We start from the raw sequence: 17,046 nt of genomic DNA on the forward strand, positions 1-17,046 counted from the left end.
GTATTCCTCGTGTTCCGGCCCGGCGGTGAACCTGGTCGCTCAGATGTCGTCGAGCGGGAGGCCGTACACGCGGTTGGCCGTGCCACCGAGCACGAGGTCCCGGTCGTGCTCGGGGAGCTCGTCGATGGTGCGGCGCAGGCCGTGCCACACGTGCGTGTACGAGTCGCCGGCGAGCAGCGCGTAGGGCCAGTCGCTGCCGAGCATGAGCCGGTCGGGACCGAACAGCTCCAGCGCGCGGTCGACGGCGGGCTGCAGGTGCTCGGTGGTCCAGCCGCGTCCCGCGGCGGTGGCCAGGCCGGACAGCTTCGCGACGACGTTGGGCATCTGCGCGACGGCGCCGAGCAGCGCCGACCAGCGCGACCAGCCGTCCCGCTCACCGGCCCGGAGCGCCGCCAGCGGCGGGGCACCGAGGTGATCGACGACGAACGTCAGCTTGGGGTGCCGCTCCGCGAGCGTGGCGACGTGCGCGAGCAGCGTCGGGGTGTCGGCCGTGAGGTCCAGGGTGAGCCGGCGCTCCGTGAGGAGCGTGAGGCCCTCGTCGACCGCGGGGCGCAGCAGCCAGTCCGGGTCAGGCTCCTCGTGCACGCGGTGGCCGACACCGACCACCGGCTCACGTCGCCAGGAGTCGAGCTGGGCGGCGGCGTCCTCGGGGTGCAGGAGCGGCACCCAGGTGACCACTCCGGCGACTCGCGGCGAGCACAGGGCCTGGAACAGCATGAGCTCGGAGTCCGCGCGGTTGTCCGCGGACTGCACCAGGACGACCTTGTCCACGCGCTCTGCATCGAGCTCGGGGAGGGCGTCGCACAGCCGGAACTCGCGTGCGACGGGAGAGACGTCCTTCGTCATCCAGGGGTAGTGCACCGCATCCGGGTTCCACACGTGCAGGTGGGCATCCACGACATCGGGCATGCTTCGGACGCTAGCAGTGGTCCGATGTCTGAATCCTTGTCGGAGCCGATTCCTCATCAGATCCTCATGGAAGCGGCGTATCCGGCGGCACTCGTCAGATGACTTTCGATAATTAGACGCTTCTGACGTCCGAGATGTCCCGATGTGTGCCACCTCTCAGGGTGGTTCGTCGGGACGTGAGCGGCCCTCGCGCGCGTCGCATCAGCGCCCGACGGCGTACCCCTGCATCCCCCGCGGGTTGGCCGCCGCGACCCGCATCCCGTCCGCGCGGACGCCCGCGGCGCTCAGGCGACCGAGCTGCCACGGCCCGACGTCCTCCACCACGTGCCCCCGGGCAGCGAGCCCGGCGAGCACGGCCGGGCCCAGCCGGGACTCGGCCACCAGACCGTTCGGGGTGGACGTCCGCGGGTAGAAGGAGCTCGGCACGCCCGACGAGTGCCACGACGGCGCGTCGATCGCGGCCTGCAGGTCGTCGCCCGCGAGCAGGTGCCGCAGGAGGAAGGGCACGGTCCACTGGTCCTGCTGGTCCCCGCCGGGTGTGCCGAACGCGAACCCGTGGCCGTCGTCGTCCAGCAGCATCGCCGGGCTCAGCGTGGTGCGCGGGCGCCTGCCGGGGGCAAGACTGTTCGGCAGCCCCGGCTGCAGCCAGAACATCTGCGCCCGCGTGGGCAGCGGGAAGCCCAGCCCCGGCACCACCGGGCTCGACTGCAGCCAGCCGCCCGACGGGGTCGCGGACACGCGGTTGCCCCACCGGTCGACGACGTCGACGTGGCAGGTGTCGCCCGGGCTCAGGCCGAGCGGGGACACGGTGGGCTCGCCGACCCCGGCCGCCCCCGCCGGGGCGCCGGGACGGGAGCGGTCTGCACCGGCGGCCAGCGCGGACGGCAGCGACGGTGCCCGCCCCTCGGGTGCACCCGGCCGCAGCTCCGCGACCGCCGTCGACCCCACGAGCGTCGCCCGGGCCGCCGCGTAGGCGGGGGACAGGAGAGCCGCGACAGGCACGTCGGGGACGTCGCCGTACCAGGCCTCCCGGTCGGCGAAGGCGAGCTTGGCCACCTCCACGACGGTGTGCACGAGCTCCACGAGACCGTCGTCGGTGCCCGCGTCCCGCACGAGCGTGCCGACGTCGAGCGCGTCGAGCATCGTCAGCTGCTGCAGCAGCACGGGTCCCTGCCCCCACGGGCCCGTCTTGTGCACGGTGCGGCCCGCGAACCGCACCGACGTGGTCGGCTCCTCGGTGGCGTGCCACCGGGCGAGGTCGGAGCCTCGGAGGAACCCCGTGTGAGCCCGGCCCGACGAGTCCATGACGGCCGTGCCGGACTGGAACGCGTCGACCGCCTCGGCGACGAAGCCGGTGTAGAAGGCGCGCCGAGCCGCCTCGATCCCGGCCTCCCGGCCACCCGTCCTGCCACGGCCCGCGCCGCTCGTCCCGCCCGCGCCGCCGCCCGCCGCCCGGGACTCCAGGACGAGCCGCTCGAACGTCGCCGCCAGAGCAGGGTTGCGGAACCGTGCGCCGGCCTGCGGGACGGGCAGGTACACCGCGGCCGACGTCGGCCAGTGCTCCGCCATCATGTCCGCGACCGTCGCGATGGTCGCCGCCGCGGCCCGCACCAGCGGGAACCCGTCGCGCGCGTAGCCGATCGCGGGACCCAGCACGTCCTCCAGGGGCAGCGTGCCGTACCGCGCGAGCAGGTCGAGCCAGGCCCCGAACGCACCCGGGACGACCGCCGCGAGGTGCCCGGTGCCGGGGACGAGGTCCAGCCCCAGGTCCTCGAACGCCGCCGTCGTCGCCGCCGCCGGCGCCGGGCCCTGCCCGCACACCACGAACGTGTGCCCGTCCGACGCCCGGTACCCCAGGATCGGCACGTCGCCGCCGGGCCCGTTGAGGTGCGGCTCGACGACGCTCAGCGTGAACCCCGTGGCGACGGCCGCGTCGAACGCGTTGCCGCCCGCCTCGAGGACCCGCATGCCCACGGCGCTCGCGAGCCAGTGCGTCGAGGCGACCATGCCGAACGTCCCGACGAGCTCGGGCCTCGTGGTGAACATCCGCCGATCCTCCCGCACGCCCGCGACCTGCGCCCGCGTGTCGACGACGGCTGTCGGGCCGGCCTGCCGACCGCGCCGGGCGGGTGGTACGGCGACGCCCGGACGGCTCCGCGGTGAACGCGCGGCGAACGGAACGCGAATCCGCGTCTCCTGAGCGTTTCACCTCGCTGACCTGCATCGATACTCGTCCGGTGTCCAGCGACCTCACGCACCTCACCCAGCGGCTGTCCCAGGCGGTCGGCGACTATCGCGCCAGTGCCGCGGCGGTCGTCGCGGAGCTGGCGCACGAGGTCGACGTCGTCGACGCAGATCTCGCCGTCGCCCGTCTGGAGCTGGTGTTCCGCTCCCCGCACGTGGTGAGCGTCGCGGTGCGCGACCCCGGCGACGACTCCCGGATCGGGCTCATCACGAGGCCGCGGTACACGGCCGCCATGACCGGGCGCCTGGGATTCGGCCGGGCCGTCCTCGCGCGCAGGTCGACCGGTGAGATCGCGGACTGGGCACCGATGGTGGTGGGGCCGTCGACGCCGGTGTCCGAGGTGGCGGTGCGGGCGATGGAGCGGCACGACGAGCGGCGCTATGACGACGTGCTCGTCAGCGCGGACCGGTGGCTCGTCGTGAGCACCGCCGCCCTGGTCCGGTCGCTGTCCACGCTGCTCGCCGTCCGGTCGCTGCACGACCCGCTGACCGGCCTGATGCACCGCTCGATGCTCATGCACTCCCTCGGCCTGCGCAGCGCGTCCTGCGGGGGCACGCGCGCCAGGACCGTGCTCGTGCTGCTCGACCTGCAGGGCTTCGCGCACCTCAACGCGGCGCACGGGCAGGCGTTCGGCGACGTGGTGCTCACCGCCGTCGGCAACCGGCTGCGCGCCGCGACGCCTCCCGGCTGTGACGCCGGGCGGACGGGAGGCGACGAGTTCGCGGTCGTCGCGACGATGCCCGGCGCCGCCGACGACCGGCACGCCGCGGCGCTCGCCGACGGGCTCCGGCAGGATCTCGTGGCCGCGATCCGCGAGCCCGCCGGCGGCATCGACCCGTCGGCGTGGCCGACCGTGCACTCCGCGGTGGCCGTCTCCGCCGAGGGCGGCAGCGACCCGGAGGAGCTCGTCCGAGACGTGCAGGCGACGATCAGGACGGCGAAGGCCCAGGCCCGGACCCGCTTCGCTCAGCGCTGGCTCGAGGGGTCACCGACCCCCGGAGTGCCGGACCCTCGGGGGTTCCTCGAGATCGTCGACATCTGACCGGCGACATCCGTCGAGATCTGATCGTCGACATCTGGCCGGGTCAGACGCCGCCGGGGAACCCCAGGCCGCGCCAGGCCTCGTAGGTGGCGACCGCCGCCGCGTTCGACAGGTTCATCGACCGGCGTCCGGCGAGCATCGGGATGCGGACCTGCGTGGTGACGCGGGGGTGGGCGAGGACGTCGTCGGGCAGCCCGGTCGGCTCGGGCCCGAACAGCAGCACGTCGTCGTCCTCGTACGTCCAGTCGGTGTGCCACCGCTGCGCGTGGGTGGTGAACGCCAGGACGCGCGACGACGGGAGGGCCGTGACCAGGTCGTCGAACGAGGGGTGCACCACGACGTGCGCGAGGTCGTGGTAGTCCAGGCCCGCACGCCGCAGCTTCGCCTCGGAGAGGTCGAACCCGAGCGGCTCCACCAGGTGCAGCGTGGCGCCCGTGCCCGAGACCATCCGGATCGCGTTGCCGGTGTTGCCGGGGATCCGCGGCTCGAAGAACACGACGTGCAGCACGCGGCTGATCGTAGGCGGCCGGCGACGGCCGGGCGCCAGGCGATCCTGCTCCGGCTGCCGGACCCGGGCGGGCCGACGGCCGTGCGACGTCACCCGTGCTGGGCCACGTAGGCCCGTGCCCGCCGCAGCGACTCGTCGAGCGCCGCACGCACGGCCGTCAGCTCCCCGCGATGAGCCGCGATGAACGGTGCCTGCCTCTCGGCGACCATCCGCGTGAGCCGGGGCACCAGGTCGACGTCCGTTTTGCACCCGGCGTCGACCACGGCACTGTCCGGGCCCAGCGGCTCGCCGTACTCGGTGGGCGTGTCCCCGGACCGGCGCCGGCCCTCGGCGTCCGTCACGGCCCAGGAGAGGCCCAGGTCCTCGCTCCGGAGCCCGTGGGCCTGCAGGCAGGCGTCCCAGTCGCGGATCACCAGCTGCCCCGCTGGGCTCTGCGCCGCCTGCCTCACGAAGTCCGGGGCGGGCTCGCCCAGGTCGGTGCTGGGCCAGAACTGCTGGACCGTCGGCGTCCGGCCGCACTCGTCCAGGATCGTCTGCTGCGCGCGGGTCCGGGTGTCGTCCATGTCCCTCGTGGACACGCCGTAGCGCTGGTGCGGCACCGATCTGGTGACGTACCCGAACTCCCTGGCGGAGGGCATCCACCACACCCCGAACCGGAGGTCGCCGATCGGGTCCGGCACCGTCGACGGCGTGAGGTACGTCCCGGACCAGAAGTCGGTGACGTCGTACCCGCGCTCGGCGGCGCACGCGCGCATCGCCAGCGCGCTCGCGTGCAGCACCTCGGAACGCTCGGTCTCGGTGAGGGAGTAGCGGTCCAGCGGCAGGGTGATGGTCCCGTCGGTCCTGTCGATCACGACCTCCAGGTCCTCGGGCAGCGCCGCCGGCAGGGCGTCGGCGGTGAGGAGGCGGGCGGCGGGAGCCGCGCCGAGCGCGATCGCGACGGCGAGGGCCGCGACCCCCGTCACGACCGAGGCCCGGCGCCGGGTGCGGCGGCGACGACCTCCGCGCAGGGCCGAAGCGGCGTCCGTGGGGATGTCGGGCACGACCTCGTCGGCACGCTCGCGCAGCCGGCGCACCCAGAGGTCGTCGGGCGACGTGTCCTGTCTCATCGAGTCCTGCCCTCGCTGTCGTCCAACGGCCCCAGATGTGTGCGCAGGAGGCTGAGCCCCCGGGACGACTGGGACTTGACGGTGCCGACGCTCACGCCGAGGTCGGCCGCCACCTCCCGCTCGGTCAGCCCGACCAGGTAGCGCAGCACGACGACCCGCCGTTGCCGGGTGGTCAGCCGCGCCAGGGCCCGGACGAGCTCGTCACGGTGGTCGACGACGACCGACTCGTCCAGGCGCGCCGAGTCGGGGAACGACGCGGGCGGGCTCAGCACCTCGCGGCGCCGCCGGCGCCACATGTCGATGCGCGAGTTCGCCAGCACGCGACGCGCATAGGCCAGCGGGTCCCCGTCGCGGGCCCGCGGCCATGCGACGTAGGTCCGCACGAGCGCGTCCTGCACGAGCTCGGCGGCCAGGTGCGCGTCGCCCGTGAGCAGCCATGCGGTCTTGCCGAGCTCCCCCTTCGCGGCGGCGACGAACGCGGTGAACTCCGCGTCCCGGTCGGCGCGTCGCCCGCCGGTGGTCAGGACGCCGGTCTCGTCGGCGGCGAGCCCGGGCCCGACCGTCGAGGACGGCGACCGGGGAGGGTCTGAGTCGGACACGAGCGCAGTCACACCCTTCACACGCACGACGGCACGCAAAGGTTGCCACGACGTGCGGACCGGCCGTGGCGGATCTGCCGGCACGGCCCGGTGGGGCCGCAGCGGCGGCTAGCGTGGACGCGCACCCCATCCCGAGAGGACGTTCCCCGCATGCCGACCGAGCCCGTCCACCGCGCCGCCGACGACCGCTACGACACCATGACGTACCGCCGCGCCGGTCGCAGCGGGCTGGACCTGCCCGCGCTGTCCCTGGGCCTCTGGCACAACTTCGGCGACACCACCCCGTTCGACACCCAGCGCGCCGTCCTGCGCCGCGCGTTCGACCTCGGGGTCACGCACATCGACCTCGCCAACAACTACGGCCCGCCCGCGGGGTCGGCCGAGGAGAACTTCGGCCGGGTGCTGGCGAAGGACCTGCGGCCGTACCGCGACGAGCTCGTCATCTCGTCGAAGGCGGGCTACGACATGTGGCCGGGGCCGTACGGCGACGGCGGCTCACGCAAGTACCTGCTGTCGTCGCTCGACCAGTCGCTCACCCGCATGGGGATCGACCACGTCGACATCTTCTACTCCCACCGTCCCGACCCGAGCGTGCCCGTCGAGGAGACGATGGGCGCCCTGCACACGGCCGTGACCAGCGGGAAGGCGACCTACGCCGGCATCTCCAACTACTCGCCGTCGCAGACGAGGGCCGCCCAGGAGGCGCTCGCGGACCTCGGCACCCCGCTGCTCATCCACCAGCCGAGCTACTCGATGTTCAACCGGCACGTCGAGCAGGTCGCCGAGGGCGAGACCGAGACCCTGCTCGACGTCGTGCGTGCCCTGGGTCTGGGCACGATCGTGTTCTCCCCGCTCCAGCAGGGCCTGCTCACCAGCCGCTACCTGTCGGGCGAGGTGCCGTCGGACTCCCGGGCGGCGCTCGGGCACTTCCTCACGCGCGACGCCATCTCCGAGCCGTACCTGTCCCGGGCGCGGGCCCTGAACGAGATCGCGGCGGGCCGGGGTCAGTCGCTCGCGCAGCTCGCCCTGTCGTGGGTGCTGCGCGACGACCGCATCACGTCCGCGCTCGTCGGTGCGAGCTCGGTGGCGCAGCTCGAGGACAACGTCGCCGCCCTGGCCGCGCCACCCCTGACCCCGGACGAGATCGCCGCCATCGAGCCCCACGCGGTCCACGGCACCGGCCGCTGACCCACCCGCCGGGCCAGGCCGCGCTCCGGTCGGCGCTCAGCTTCTGTCGCGCGGCCGTGGCGGCCGAGTCCCGCCTGGCGCAGGTGGGAGGGGAGCTGGGCCGCGCCAGAGCTGTCAACGGCGAGACCAACGTGGGGTTCGACCGGAAGGTGCGCGTCGACGCCCAGGTCGGTCTCCCGGCTCCCGGGCTCACCGGCTCACCGGCTCACCGGCTCGCCGGCTCACCGGCTCACCGGCTCGCCGGCTCGGTGGCGAGCCCAACATCGGCGTCGACCCCTGAAGCCCTGTCGACACGCACGTTGGTCTCGCGGCTGGCCGGCCCTGCTGGGCCCCGCCCGTCGGCCCGGACGTGCCCGGACGTGCCCGGACGTGCCCGGCCAGGATGGGCCCGGCTCGCGGGCTCCCGCGCTGTGGTCCGTGGGCGGCGGGTGGCTCGCCGGGTCAGACGGTGCGGGGAGGGGCCGTGCTCTCGCGGACGACCAGCTCGGTCGCGAGGTCGATGCGCTGGTTGGTGGGGACCTCGCCTCGGGCGAGGGCCAGCACCATCCGGGTGGCGGTGGCGGCCATCTCCTGCAGGGGCTGGTGGATGGTGGTGAGCGGCGGGCCGATCCACTCGGTGACCGGCAGGTCGTCGTAGCCGACGACCGACAGGTCCTCGGGGATCCCCAGCCCGAGCTCGCGGGCGGCACGCATCACGCCGAGCGCCTGGAAGTCGGAGCCGGCGAAGATCGCGGTGGGCCGGTCGGGCCGGTCGAGCAGGTCCATGCCGTGCTTGTACCCGCCGCCGACGAAGAAGTCGCCGTACCGGATGAGCGCGGGGTCGATGGCCACGCCGGCCTCGTCGAGCGCGGAGCGGTACCCGTCGATGCGGGCGCGGCTGCACAGCACGTCGACGGGCCCGGAGATGACGGCGATGCGCTTGTGACCGAGGCCGAGCAGGTGCCGGGTCGCGGCGAGGCCGCCCGCCCAGTTGGCGGAGCCGACGGTCGGGACGCCGGGCGGCTGCTCGCCGGCGGTGTCGACGACGACGAACGGGATGGAGCGCGTCTCGAGCTGGCGGCGCTGGGCCGGGTCCAGGTCGGACAGCACCAGGATGACGCCGCGCGGGCGGCGGGCCAGGACGTCGTCGAGCCACTCCTGGCGGGGGCGGTGCGCGCCGCCGAGCTCGGACAGGACCACGCCCGCGCGCTCGGGGCCGGCGACCTCCTCGACGCCCTTGATGATCTGCACGGCCCACGCGGAGTCGAGCTCGTGGAACACGAGGTCGATGAGCCCGGGGCCGCTGGGGGTGCGCCCGCGACGGCGGCGGTACTGGTACCGGTCGATGACCTCCTCGACCCGTGCCCGGGTCACCGCGGCGACGTCCGTGCGGCCGTTGAGGACCTTGGAGACGGTGGGGATGGAGACGCCCGCCTCCGAGGCGATGAGCGCGATCGTCGCCGTCCCGCCCGGGCGCGGTGCGTGCTCGTCCTCGGGGCCCGTCGGGACGGGCTCGTCCGGTGTCCGGTGGTCGCCGCCGGTCTCCGTGATGGTCATCGCGCTCGTCGGTCCCTTGGTCGCCGCAAGTTTCGGGTTCGAACCTAGCATCGCCTTCCGCCCGCGCCTACCTCCCACGCCCGCCGTGCGATGTTTCGAGGTCGAGATGACTGAAAACATGGGGGAGTTTGCCAAATGTCATGACCGGATTGACGCTCTTCTCCGCACCGACCTAGTGTCGATACTCGGTTGCTATCGATACCGATGTCGATACTTGCGGCTCACGACGATGTGGGCGAGGAGGTGTGAAAGCCATGACCGCGGAAGCCCGGGACCACCGCGTGAGCCGTGCCGAACGTGCCGGCAGTGCCGGCACCGTCGCGGAACCGGTCGCCGTCGCCGCCACCGGCATCGTGCCTGTCCCCACGGTCCTCCCGGAGACGGAGACGGAGACCGAGACCGGTCTCGGCCCGCGCGAGGGCGCCGGCCCCGAGCGGCCCCGCAAGCGGCGGTCCCGCAGGTCCCGGACCCAGACGTGGACCACCCACGACGGCCAGGTCGTCCGGCCCGCCACGCAGACGTGGCGCGTGGCGCTGCGGCGCGACTGGCGGCTCTACTCCTTCCTCGTCCTGCCGCTGGCCTACCTGGCGGTGTTCCGGTACTGGCCGATCCTCGGCAACGTCGTCGCGTTCCGGCGGTTCAGGCCGGGCGGGAGCATGTTCGGCGACGAGTGGGTCGGCCTCTACTACGTGAAGATGTTCATCAACGACCAGCAGTTCTGGCACGCGTTCACGAACACCGTGATCCTCGGTTTCCTCACGCTGCTGGTCGTGTTCCCGCTGCCGATCATCCTGGCCCTCATGCTCAACGAGGTCCGGTCCCGGCACTTCAAGCGCAGCGTGCAGACCATCTCCTACCTGCCGCACTTCATGTCGGTCGTCATCGTGGCCGGCATCGTGTTCCAGCTGACGTCCGTCAACGGCACGGTGAACCAGATCGTCGAGCGGTTCGGCGGCACCGCCGTCGCGTTCATGCAGGACCCGAGCTGGTTCCGCACGATCTACCTGACGTCCGAGGTCTGGCAGACGGTGGGCTGGGGCACGATCCTCTACCTCGCGGCGCTCACGACGATCGACGAGCAGCTGTACGAGGCGGCCCGCATCGACGGCGCCAACCGGTGGCGGCAGACGTGGCACATCACGCTGCCCGGCATCCGGCCGACGATGGTCGTGCTGCTCATCCTCAACGTCGGGACGTTCATGGCGGTGGGCTTCGAGAAGATCCTGCTGCTGTCCAACCCGCTGATCTACTCGACGGCCGACGTGATCTCCACGTACCTGTACCGGGTCGGCATCGTGTCGAACTCGATCTCGTACGCGACCGCGATCGGTCTGTTCGAGGCGGTCATCGGCCTCACCCTGATCCTGTCCGCCAACGCGATCTCGCGCAGGACCGTGGGGGCGAGCCTGTGGTGACCACCGACCTCCCGGGCCGGCCGACGCCGCCCGAGGCCCCCGCCGCCCGGCCGGGCAAGGGGACCCGCGTCAAGGACAGCCGGGGCTACCGGTGGTTCCGCGTGGTGAACGGCGCGCTCCTGGTCGTCCTCGCGGCGCTCGTGCTCTACCCGTTCGTCAACATCGTGGCGCAGGCGTTCAGCTCCGAGAGCTACATCACGACGGGCCAGGTCAACCTGGTCCCTCGGGGCTTCAACCTCACGACCTTCCAGGTGGTGCTGGGCGACGACATGTTCTGGCGGAACTACCGGAACACCGTCGAGTACACGGTCGTGGCCACCGCCATCGCGATGGCCCTCACCACGACGTACGCCTATGCGCTGTCCAAGTCGTACCTCAAGGGCCGCAGGTTCTTCATCGGCGTCGCCGTCGCCACCATGTTCTTCAACGGTGGCCTCATCCCGAACTACATCCTCATCAGCCACCTCGGGTTCCGGAACACGCTCTGGGCGATCGTGCTGCCCAACGCCATCAGCATCTTCAACCTGCTGGTGATGAAGTCGTTCTTCGAGAGCTTCCCGAGCGAGCTCGAGGAGGCGGCGCAGATCGACGGCATGAGCACGTACGGCGTGTTCTTCAAGGTCGTCCTGCCGCTCAGCAAGGCCGTCGTCGCGACGATGCTGCTGTTCTACGCGGTGTCGTTCTGGAACGGCTGGTTCGGGGCCTTCCTCTACATGGACGACCCGAACCTCTACCCGGTGACCGTGTACCTGCGCAACCTCATGGCGGGCGTCTCCGGCGGCACCTCGATCCAGGGCGGCGGGACGGACAACCTCAGCCAGATCGGCGCCAACGTGCAGTCCGTGACGATGCTCCTCACGGTCCTGCCCATCATCTGCCTCTACCCGTTCATCCAGAGGTACTTCGTGTCGGGCGTGATGCTCGGCGCGGTCAAGCAATGACGAAGAAGTCGACGCCCTGCCACTTCCCCCACTCATTCTTCCAAGGAGAACCATGAGGTCAGCAAGAAAGCGCTCGGTCGCGGCCGCCTCGGTCGCGGTGCTCGCGCTCACGCTCACGGCGGCGTGCTCGTCGGACGACGGCGCCACGTCCGAGCCGTCCGCGACCGCCAGCGGCATCCCGGCGGCGCAGAGCGTCGGTGCGATGAAGGACTTCGCCGCCGGCACCGACTTCGTGGCGACCGAGCCTGTGACGTTCAGCGTGCTCTACCGCGACCACCCGAACTACCCGCTGAACAAGGACTGGCTGTTCTTCAGCAACCTCGCGGACAAGAACAAGGTCAGCTTCGACCTGACCAGCGCCCCGCTCAGCGACTGGGACGCGAAGAAGTCGCTCATCATCAGCGCGGGCGACGCTCCCGAGCTCATCCCCGTGACGTACCCGGGCCAGGAGACGCAGTTCGTCTCGGGCGGCACGCTGCTGCCGATCAGCGACTACGTGAAGTACATGCCGAACTTCCAGGAGAAGGTCAAGGACTGGGACCTCCAGCCCTACATCGACAACCTCAAGCAGGCCGACGGCAAGTACTACATGCTGCCCGGGCTGTACCAGTCGCCCCAGCCGCAGTACTCCATCGCGATCCGGCAGGACGCGTGGGAGAAGGCGGGCATCACCGAGGACCCGAAGACCTGGGACGACCTGAAGGACGACCTCGAGACGCTGAAGACGGCGAACCCGGGCGTCTGGCCGATGTCGGACCGCTGGTCCACCACCAACAACAACCCGCTGGGCGCGACGCTGCAGCTCGCGGCACCCAACTTCGGCACGGTGGCGGGCTGGGGCTTCGGCAACGGCCTCTGGTACGACACGGACACGAAGAAGTACGAGTACGCCGCGTCGACCGACGGCTACAAGGACCTCGTCTCGTACTTCGCGTCGCTCGTGAAGGACGGCCTGCTCGACCCGGAGTCGGTGACGCAGGACGACGACACGGCCAAGCAGAAGTTCGGCAGCGGCCAGTCGCTCGCGATCTCCGGGAACACCCAGGAGATCACCTCGTACGCCAAGACGTTCACCGACGCCGGCAACACCGAGGCGAAGGTGCACCTCATCCGGGTGCCCGAGGGCCCTGCGGGTGACAGCGTCGCCTCGGGCGGGCGGGTCGCGTCGGGCTTCATGATCTCGTCGAAGGCCGCCGAGCAGCCCAACTTCCTCGCGCTCCTGCAGTTCGCCGACTGGCTGTACTACTCCGACAGCGGCATCGAGTACGCCAAGTACGGCGTCGAGGGGACCACGTTCACCAAGGACGGCGACACGCGGGCGCTCGCGGCCGACGTCGACTGGAACGGTGTGAACCCCGCCGGCACCAAGAAGCTCAACGCCGACTTCGGCTTCAGCAACGGCGTCTGGATGCTGGCCAACGGCTCGTCGGACGAGCTCGTCCAGGGCCTCAACACCCCGGCGACGAACGACTTCATCGCGGCGATGGCCGACAAGGAGGAGCTGTCGCTGCCGCCGGCCGCGCCGCTCGACGAGATGCAGCAGGAGCAGATCACGCTCTGGCAGGCGGCGCTGAACGACTCGGTCACGCAGAACACGGCCGCGTTCATCCTCGGCCAGCGCCCCCTGTCCGACTGGGACAAGTGGCAGACCGAGCTCAAGAGCCTCAACGTGGACCAGTACGTCGAGACGTACAACCAGGCGTTGGCAGCCAAGTGAGCTGACCCGCGCCCCCTGACGGCCGGCCCCGCGCTCCCATCCCCCCTGGCGCGGGGCCGGCTCTCGTCGTCCCCCTCCTTGGAGCCGTCTCCCATGCCTTCTGCGTCCCAGGTCCGCTACGGCGGCGACTACAACCCTGAGCAGTGGCCGGCCGAGGTGTGGGACGCCGACCACCGTGCGTTCGACCTCGCGGGCATCACCACGCTGACCGTCGGGGTGTTCGCCTGGGCGCACCTGCAGCCCGCCGAGGACCGGTACGACTTCACGGTGCTCGACGCGATCGTGGGCCGGGCGGCCCAGGAGGGGCGGGACGTCGTCCTGGCGACGCCGAGCGGGGCGATGCCGCCGTGGCTCGCGCGGGCGCACCCGGACGTGTGCCGTGTCGACTTCGAGGGTCGCCGGCACGTGTACGGGCAGCGGCACAACCACTGCCCGTCCTCGCCGGCCTTCCGGCGGCTGTCCGTCTCGCTCGCGGGGCGACTCGCGGAGCGCTACGGCGGCAACCCGGCGATCGTCGCCTGGCACGTCGGGAACGAGTACGGCGGCGCCTGCTACTGCGACCTGTGCGCGGCGGCGTTCCGGGCGTGGCTCCGCGCCCGGTACGGCACGCTCGCGCGCCTGAACCACGCCTGGAACACGACCTTCTGGTCGCACACCTTCACCGACTGGGACGAGATCGAGCCCCCGACCGCCCTGTCGGAGCACTGGCGCGGACCCGACCACACCGCGTTCCAGGGCATCACGCTCGACTACCGGCGGTTCATGTCCGACGCGCTCCTGGGCGGCTTCGTCGCGGAGAAGGCGGCGATCCGGGAGCACGTGCCGCACACCCCGGTCACCACGAACCTCATGGGCCTGTACCGGCCGGTCGACTACCACCGCTGGGCCGAGCACCTGGACCTCGCCGCGTGGGACAACTACCCGCCCGAGGATCCCTCGCCCGTGCGGACCGCCGCCCGGATGGCGCTGTCGCACGCGGTGGTCCGCGGGCTGCGCGGCGGGCAGCCGTTCTGGGTGATGGAGCAGACCCCGTCCACCACGGCCAGCCGCGACGTCAACCCGGTCAAGCGCCCCGGCGTGCTCGGGCTGTGGACGTGGCAGGCGGTCGCGCACGGCGCCGACGCGGCCCTGTACTTCCAGCTGCGGCAGTCGCGCGGGGCGTGCGAGAAGTACCACGGCGCCGTGCTCGACCACGCCGGCCGGACCGACACCCGGGTGTTCCGGGAGGTCGCCGATCTCGGGGCGCAGCTCGCCGCGCTGGGCGACGCGACGCTCGGCGCCCGCACGCCCGCGAAGGTGGCGCTGCTGCTCGACTGGGACTCGTGGTGGGCGCTCGAGATGTCCGACGGGCCCAACCGGAACGTGCGCTACCTCGACGTGCTCGGGTCGTACCACCGGGCGCTGTGGGGGATGAACGCCCTGGTGGACGTGGTCCCCGTGACCGCGCCCCTGGGCGCGTACGACGTGGTCGTCGCCCCCGTGCTGCACCTGCTCAAGGGCGACCTGGCGCAACGGCTGGCGGCGTTCGTCGAGCGCGGCGGGACCTTGCTGACGACCACGCTGTCCGGCCGGGTCGACGAGGACGACTCCGCGTTCCTCGCCGACGCGCCCGGCCCGTTGCGCGACCTGCTCGGTCTGCGGGTCGAGGAGACGGACGCGCAGCAGCCCGACGTCTCGAACCCGGTCGCCCTCACCCTGGGTCGCCCGGGCACCACGGCGGTGCACGACGCCCGGCACGTGTTCGAGGTCGTGGTGCCCGACGCCCACACGGTCGTCGTCGGGACCTACACCGCCGACTTCTACGCCGGCAGCGCCGCCGTGACCTGCGCGCAGCGCGGCGCGGGGGAGGCCTGGTACGTGGCCACGCTGCTCGACGACCGCGGGGTCGCCCGCGTGGTGCGGCACGTCCTCGGGCGGCACGGGCTCACCGGGCCGCACGCCGCGGACGACGGCGTGGAGGTCGTCGACCGCGTCGCCCCGGACGGGACGACGTACCGCTTCGTGCTGCACCACGGGCCGTCGCCCGTCACGGTCACCGCGCAGGTCTCCGGCACGGACCTCCTCACCGGGCAGGACGTCCGTGCCGGTGAGCCGCTGACCCTCGAGCCCGCCGCGGTCCTCGTGCTGCGGACCGACGACTGACCGCCGACCACGACGCGCCACCATGAGGACCGAGCACCGACCCGTCCACCCGTCGTCGCCCCAGGAGCGTCCATGAGCACCCGCACCGTCGTCGTCCCGGCCGAGCCGGTCGGCCCCCTCTCCGAGGCGTGGCGCGCCTGCGTCGGCACCGGCCGGCTCAACCTCGCCCTGCGCGCCGACTACCGCGACTCCCTCGCCCAGGTCCAGCGGGACATCGGCTTCCGCTACATCCGCGGCCACGGCCTGCTGTCCGACGACATGGGCGTGTACCGGCCCTACGACCATGACGGCGAGCGCCGGGTCCGCTACGGCTTCTCGTACGTCGACCAGGTGCACGACGCGTTCCTGCAGCTCGGCATCAAGCCCTTCGTGGAGCTCGGCTTCATGCCGTCCGAGCTCGCGTCCGGGGACCAGACGGTGTTCTGGTGGAAGGGCAACGTCACGCCGCCCGCGTCGTACGACGAGTGGAGGGCGCTCGTCGTCGCCGTCGTGCGGCACCTCGTGGACCGGTACGGCATCGAGGAGGTCCGCACGTGGCCGATCGAGGTGTGGAACGAGCCGAACCTCGACGTCTTCTGGCAGGGCGCCGACCAGGCCGAGTACCTGCGCCTGTACGAGGCGACGGCCCGGGCGATCAAGGACGTGGACGCGTCGCTGCAGGTCGGCGGCCCGGCGATCTCGCCCGGGTCCGACGAGTGGTGGGCGCCGTTCGCGGAGTTCGTCACCAGCCGTGACGTGCCCGTGGACTTCGTCAGCCGGCACGCCTACAGCTCCGGTCCGGCGCAGCCGGTGCCGTTCGGCGCCTACCAGACGCTCACCGCCCCACAGACGCTGCTCGACCAGTTCGGGGCGGCTCGGCGGCACCTCGCGGGCACGAAGCTCGCGGACCTGCCGGTGCACATCACGGAGTTCAACACGTCGTACCGCCCCGACAACCCCGTCCACGACACCGCCTACAACGCGGCCTACCTGGCCCCGGTCCTCGCGGGCGGCGGCGACCTCGTCGACTCGTTCTCCTACTGGACGTTCGCCGACGTGTTCGAGGAGCAGGGCATCCCCACGTCGCTCTTCCACGGCGGCTTCGGGCTGCTCACGCACCGCCAGGTGCCCAAGCCGACGTACCACCTGTACGCCTTCATGGCGCGGATGGGCCGGCACGTGCTGGCCCGCGGCGACGACCACCTGGTGTGCGCCGACCCCGACGGGCGCGTCACGGTCCTCGCCTGGCAGCCCGTCGGCGGGACCGACGCGCCCGCCGTCGACGAGCGGCACTCACTCCGCCTGTCCGTGTCCGTCCCCGACGGCCGGGGTGGCGACGACGGTGCCGACGACGGACGGACCGCGTTCGTCGTGCGCGAGCGGGTCAACGAGCAGGACGGGAACGCGTTCACCGCCTGGCGGGAGCTCGGCCGGCCCGCGTCCCCGACGGAGCGCGACCTCGACGTGCTGCGCGACCTCGCGCGCCCGGCGACGTCCCACGCCGCGCTGCCGGTCGTCGACGGCAGGGTCACCCTCGACCTGCACCTCGCCCGGCACGAGGTGACGTTCCTCGAGGTCCGGCCGGTGCGCGCCGAGCGGCACGACGGTCTCGACGACCGCCGCCTGCTCGGCGTCGACGACGACCGGCTCGTCGCGGACCTGCCGGGCCGAGGGCGCGCCGCGCGCCTGCTCTCCGGCGACACGGCACCGTGACCA

Annotated in this window: 13 protein-coding genes; 7 read left to right on the forward strand and 6 right to left on the reverse strand. The window is 72.3% G+C overall.

Translation table 11 applies throughout. The features are described from left to right. Positions 1-39: 39 nt before the first annotated feature. Positions 40-909, reverse strand: a complete 870-nt coding sequence (locus ACVW07_RS15190; RefSeq protein WP_456820065.1) for an amidohydrolase family protein — start codon at positions 907-909, stop codon at positions 40-42. 201 nt (positions 910-1,110) lie between these two features. Then, on the reverse strand, positions 1,111-2,955 hold the full coding sequence (locus tag ACVW07_RS15195; protein WP_456820066.1) for a gamma-glutamyltransferase family protein: 1,845 nt from the start codon (positions 2,953-2,955) through the stop codon (positions 1,111-1,113). A gap of 191 nt (positions 2,956-3,146) precedes the next feature. On the opposite strand from ACVW07_RS15195, the gene ACVW07_RS15200 reads away from it, so the two are divergent. Beyond that, positions 3,147-4,196: a GGDEF domain-containing protein gene (locus ACVW07_RS15200; RefSeq protein ID WP_456820067.1), complete on the forward strand. Its 1,050-nt coding sequence runs from the start codon at positions 3,147-3,149 to the stop codon at positions 4,194-4,196. A gap of 43 nt (positions 4,197-4,239) precedes the next feature. On the opposite strand, the gene ACVW07_RS15205 is transcribed toward ACVW07_RS15200, so the two are convergent. The 3 genes from ACVW07_RS15205 to ACVW07_RS15215 form a co-directional block, all read right to left on the reverse strand. Continuing rightward, positions 4,240-4,704: a tRNA (cytidine(34)-2'-O)-methyltransferase gene (locus ACVW07_RS15205; protein WP_456820068.1), complete on the reverse strand. Its 465-nt coding sequence runs from the start codon at positions 4,702-4,704 to the stop codon at positions 4,240-4,242. A gap of 89 nt (positions 4,705-4,793) precedes the next feature. Beyond that, a complete protein-coding gene (locus ACVW07_RS15210) occupies positions 4,794-5,813 on the reverse strand; it encodes a hypothetical protein (protein ID WP_456820069.1) in 1,020 nt (339 codons plus the stop codon). Next, a complete protein-coding gene (locus tag ACVW07_RS15215; protein ID WP_456820070.1) occupies positions 5,810-6,412 on the reverse strand; it encodes a SigE family RNA polymerase sigma factor in 603 nt (200 codons plus the stop codon). Before ACVW07_RS15215 ends, ACVW07_RS15210 begins: the two co-directional genes overlap by 4 nt. Before the next feature lie 150 nt (positions 6,413-6,562). On the opposite strand from ACVW07_RS15215, the gene ACVW07_RS15220 reads away from it, so the two are divergent. Then, complete coding sequence (locus ACVW07_RS15220) at positions 6,563-7,600, forward strand: aldo/keto reductase (protein WP_456820071.1); 1,038 nt, start codon at positions 6,563-6,565, stop codon at positions 7,598-7,600. Between the two features lie 441 nt (positions 7,601-8,041). On the opposite strand, the gene ACVW07_RS15225 is transcribed toward ACVW07_RS15220, so the two are convergent. Continuing rightward, on the reverse strand, positions 8,042-9,136 hold the full coding sequence (locus ACVW07_RS15225; RefSeq protein WP_456820072.1) for a LacI family DNA-binding transcriptional regulator: 1,095 nt from the start codon (positions 9,134-9,136) through the stop codon (positions 8,042-8,044). Positions 9,137-9,390: 254 nt separating this feature from the next. On the opposite strand from ACVW07_RS15225, the gene ACVW07_RS15230 reads away from it, so the two are divergent. From ACVW07_RS15230 to ACVW07_RS15250, 5 genes are all read left to right on the forward strand, one after another. Next, the gene (locus ACVW07_RS15230) at positions 9,391-10,551 is read left to right on the forward strand and encodes an ABC transporter permease (RefSeq protein WP_456820073.1); all 1,161 of its coding nucleotides are present in this window, start codon (positions 9,391-9,393) and stop codon (positions 10,549-10,551) included. After that, positions 10,545-11,492: a carbohydrate ABC transporter permease gene (locus ACVW07_RS15235; protein ID WP_456820074.1), complete on the forward strand. Its 948-nt coding sequence runs from the start codon at positions 10,545-10,547 to the stop codon at positions 11,490-11,492. The genes ACVW07_RS15230 and ACVW07_RS15235 overlap by 7 nt, the downstream gene beginning before the upstream one ends. 52 nt (positions 11,493-11,544) lie before the next feature. Beyond that, positions 11,545-13,209 carry an ABC transporter substrate-binding protein gene (locus tag ACVW07_RS15240; protein ID WP_456820075.1) on the forward strand — a complete coding sequence of 555 codons (1,665 nt, stop codon included), beginning with the start codon at positions 11,545-11,547 and terminating at the stop codon, positions 13,207-13,209. Positions 13,210-13,302: 93 nt separating this feature from the next. After that, the gene (locus ACVW07_RS15245) at positions 13,303-15,351 is read left to right on the forward strand and encodes a beta-galactosidase (protein ID WP_456820076.1); all 2,049 of its coding nucleotides are present in this window, start codon (positions 13,303-13,305) and stop codon (positions 15,349-15,351) included. A 72-nt stretch (positions 15,352-15,423) separates the two neighbouring features. After that, positions 15,424-17,043: a GH39 family glycosyl hydrolase gene (locus ACVW07_RS15250; protein WP_456820077.1), complete on the forward strand. Its 1,620-nt coding sequence runs from the start codon at positions 15,424-15,426 to the stop codon at positions 17,041-17,043. Positions 17,044-17,046: the final 3 nt, after the last annotated feature.

The sequence above is a fragment of the Cellulomonas sp. URHB0016 genome, from assembly GCF_054057935.1.

Bases quoted from the DNA above. Each gene is read 5' to 3' on its own strand.
- ACVW07_RS15190 (WP_456820065.1), bottom strand. From the start codon at position 909: ATGCCCGATGTCGTGGATGCCCACCTGCACGTGTGGAACCCGGATGCG.
- ACVW07_RS15195 (WP_456820066.1), bottom strand. From the start codon at position 2,955: ATGTTCACCACGAGGCCCGAGCTCGTCGGGACGTTCGGCATGGTCGCC.
- ACVW07_RS15210 (WP_456820069.1), bottom strand. From the start codon at position 5,813: ATGAGACAGGACACGTCGCCCGACGACCTCTGGGTGCGCCGGCTGCGC.
- ACVW07_RS15220 (WP_456820071.1), top strand. From the start codon at position 6,563: ATGCCGACCGAGCCCGTCCACCGCGCCGCCGACGACCGCTACGACACC.
- ACVW07_RS15225 (WP_456820072.1), bottom strand. From the start codon at position 9,136: ATGACCATCACGGAGACCGGCGGCGACCACCGGACACCGGACGAGCCC.
- ACVW07_RS15230 (WP_456820073.1), top strand. From the start codon at position 9,391: ATGACCGCGGAAGCCCGGGACCACCGCGTGAGCCGTGCCGAACGTGCC.
- ACVW07_RS15240 (WP_456820075.1), top strand. From the start codon at position 11,545: ATGAGGTCAGCAAGAAAGCGCTCGGTCGCGGCCGCCTCGGTCGCGGTG.
- ACVW07_RS15245 (WP_456820076.1), top strand. From the start codon at position 13,303: ATGCCTTCTGCGTCCCAGGTCCGCTACGGCGGCGACTACAACCCTGAG.
- ACVW07_RS15250 (WP_456820077.1), top strand. From the start codon at position 15,424: ATGAGCACCCGCACCGTCGTCGTCCCGGCCGAGCCGGTCGGCCCCCTC.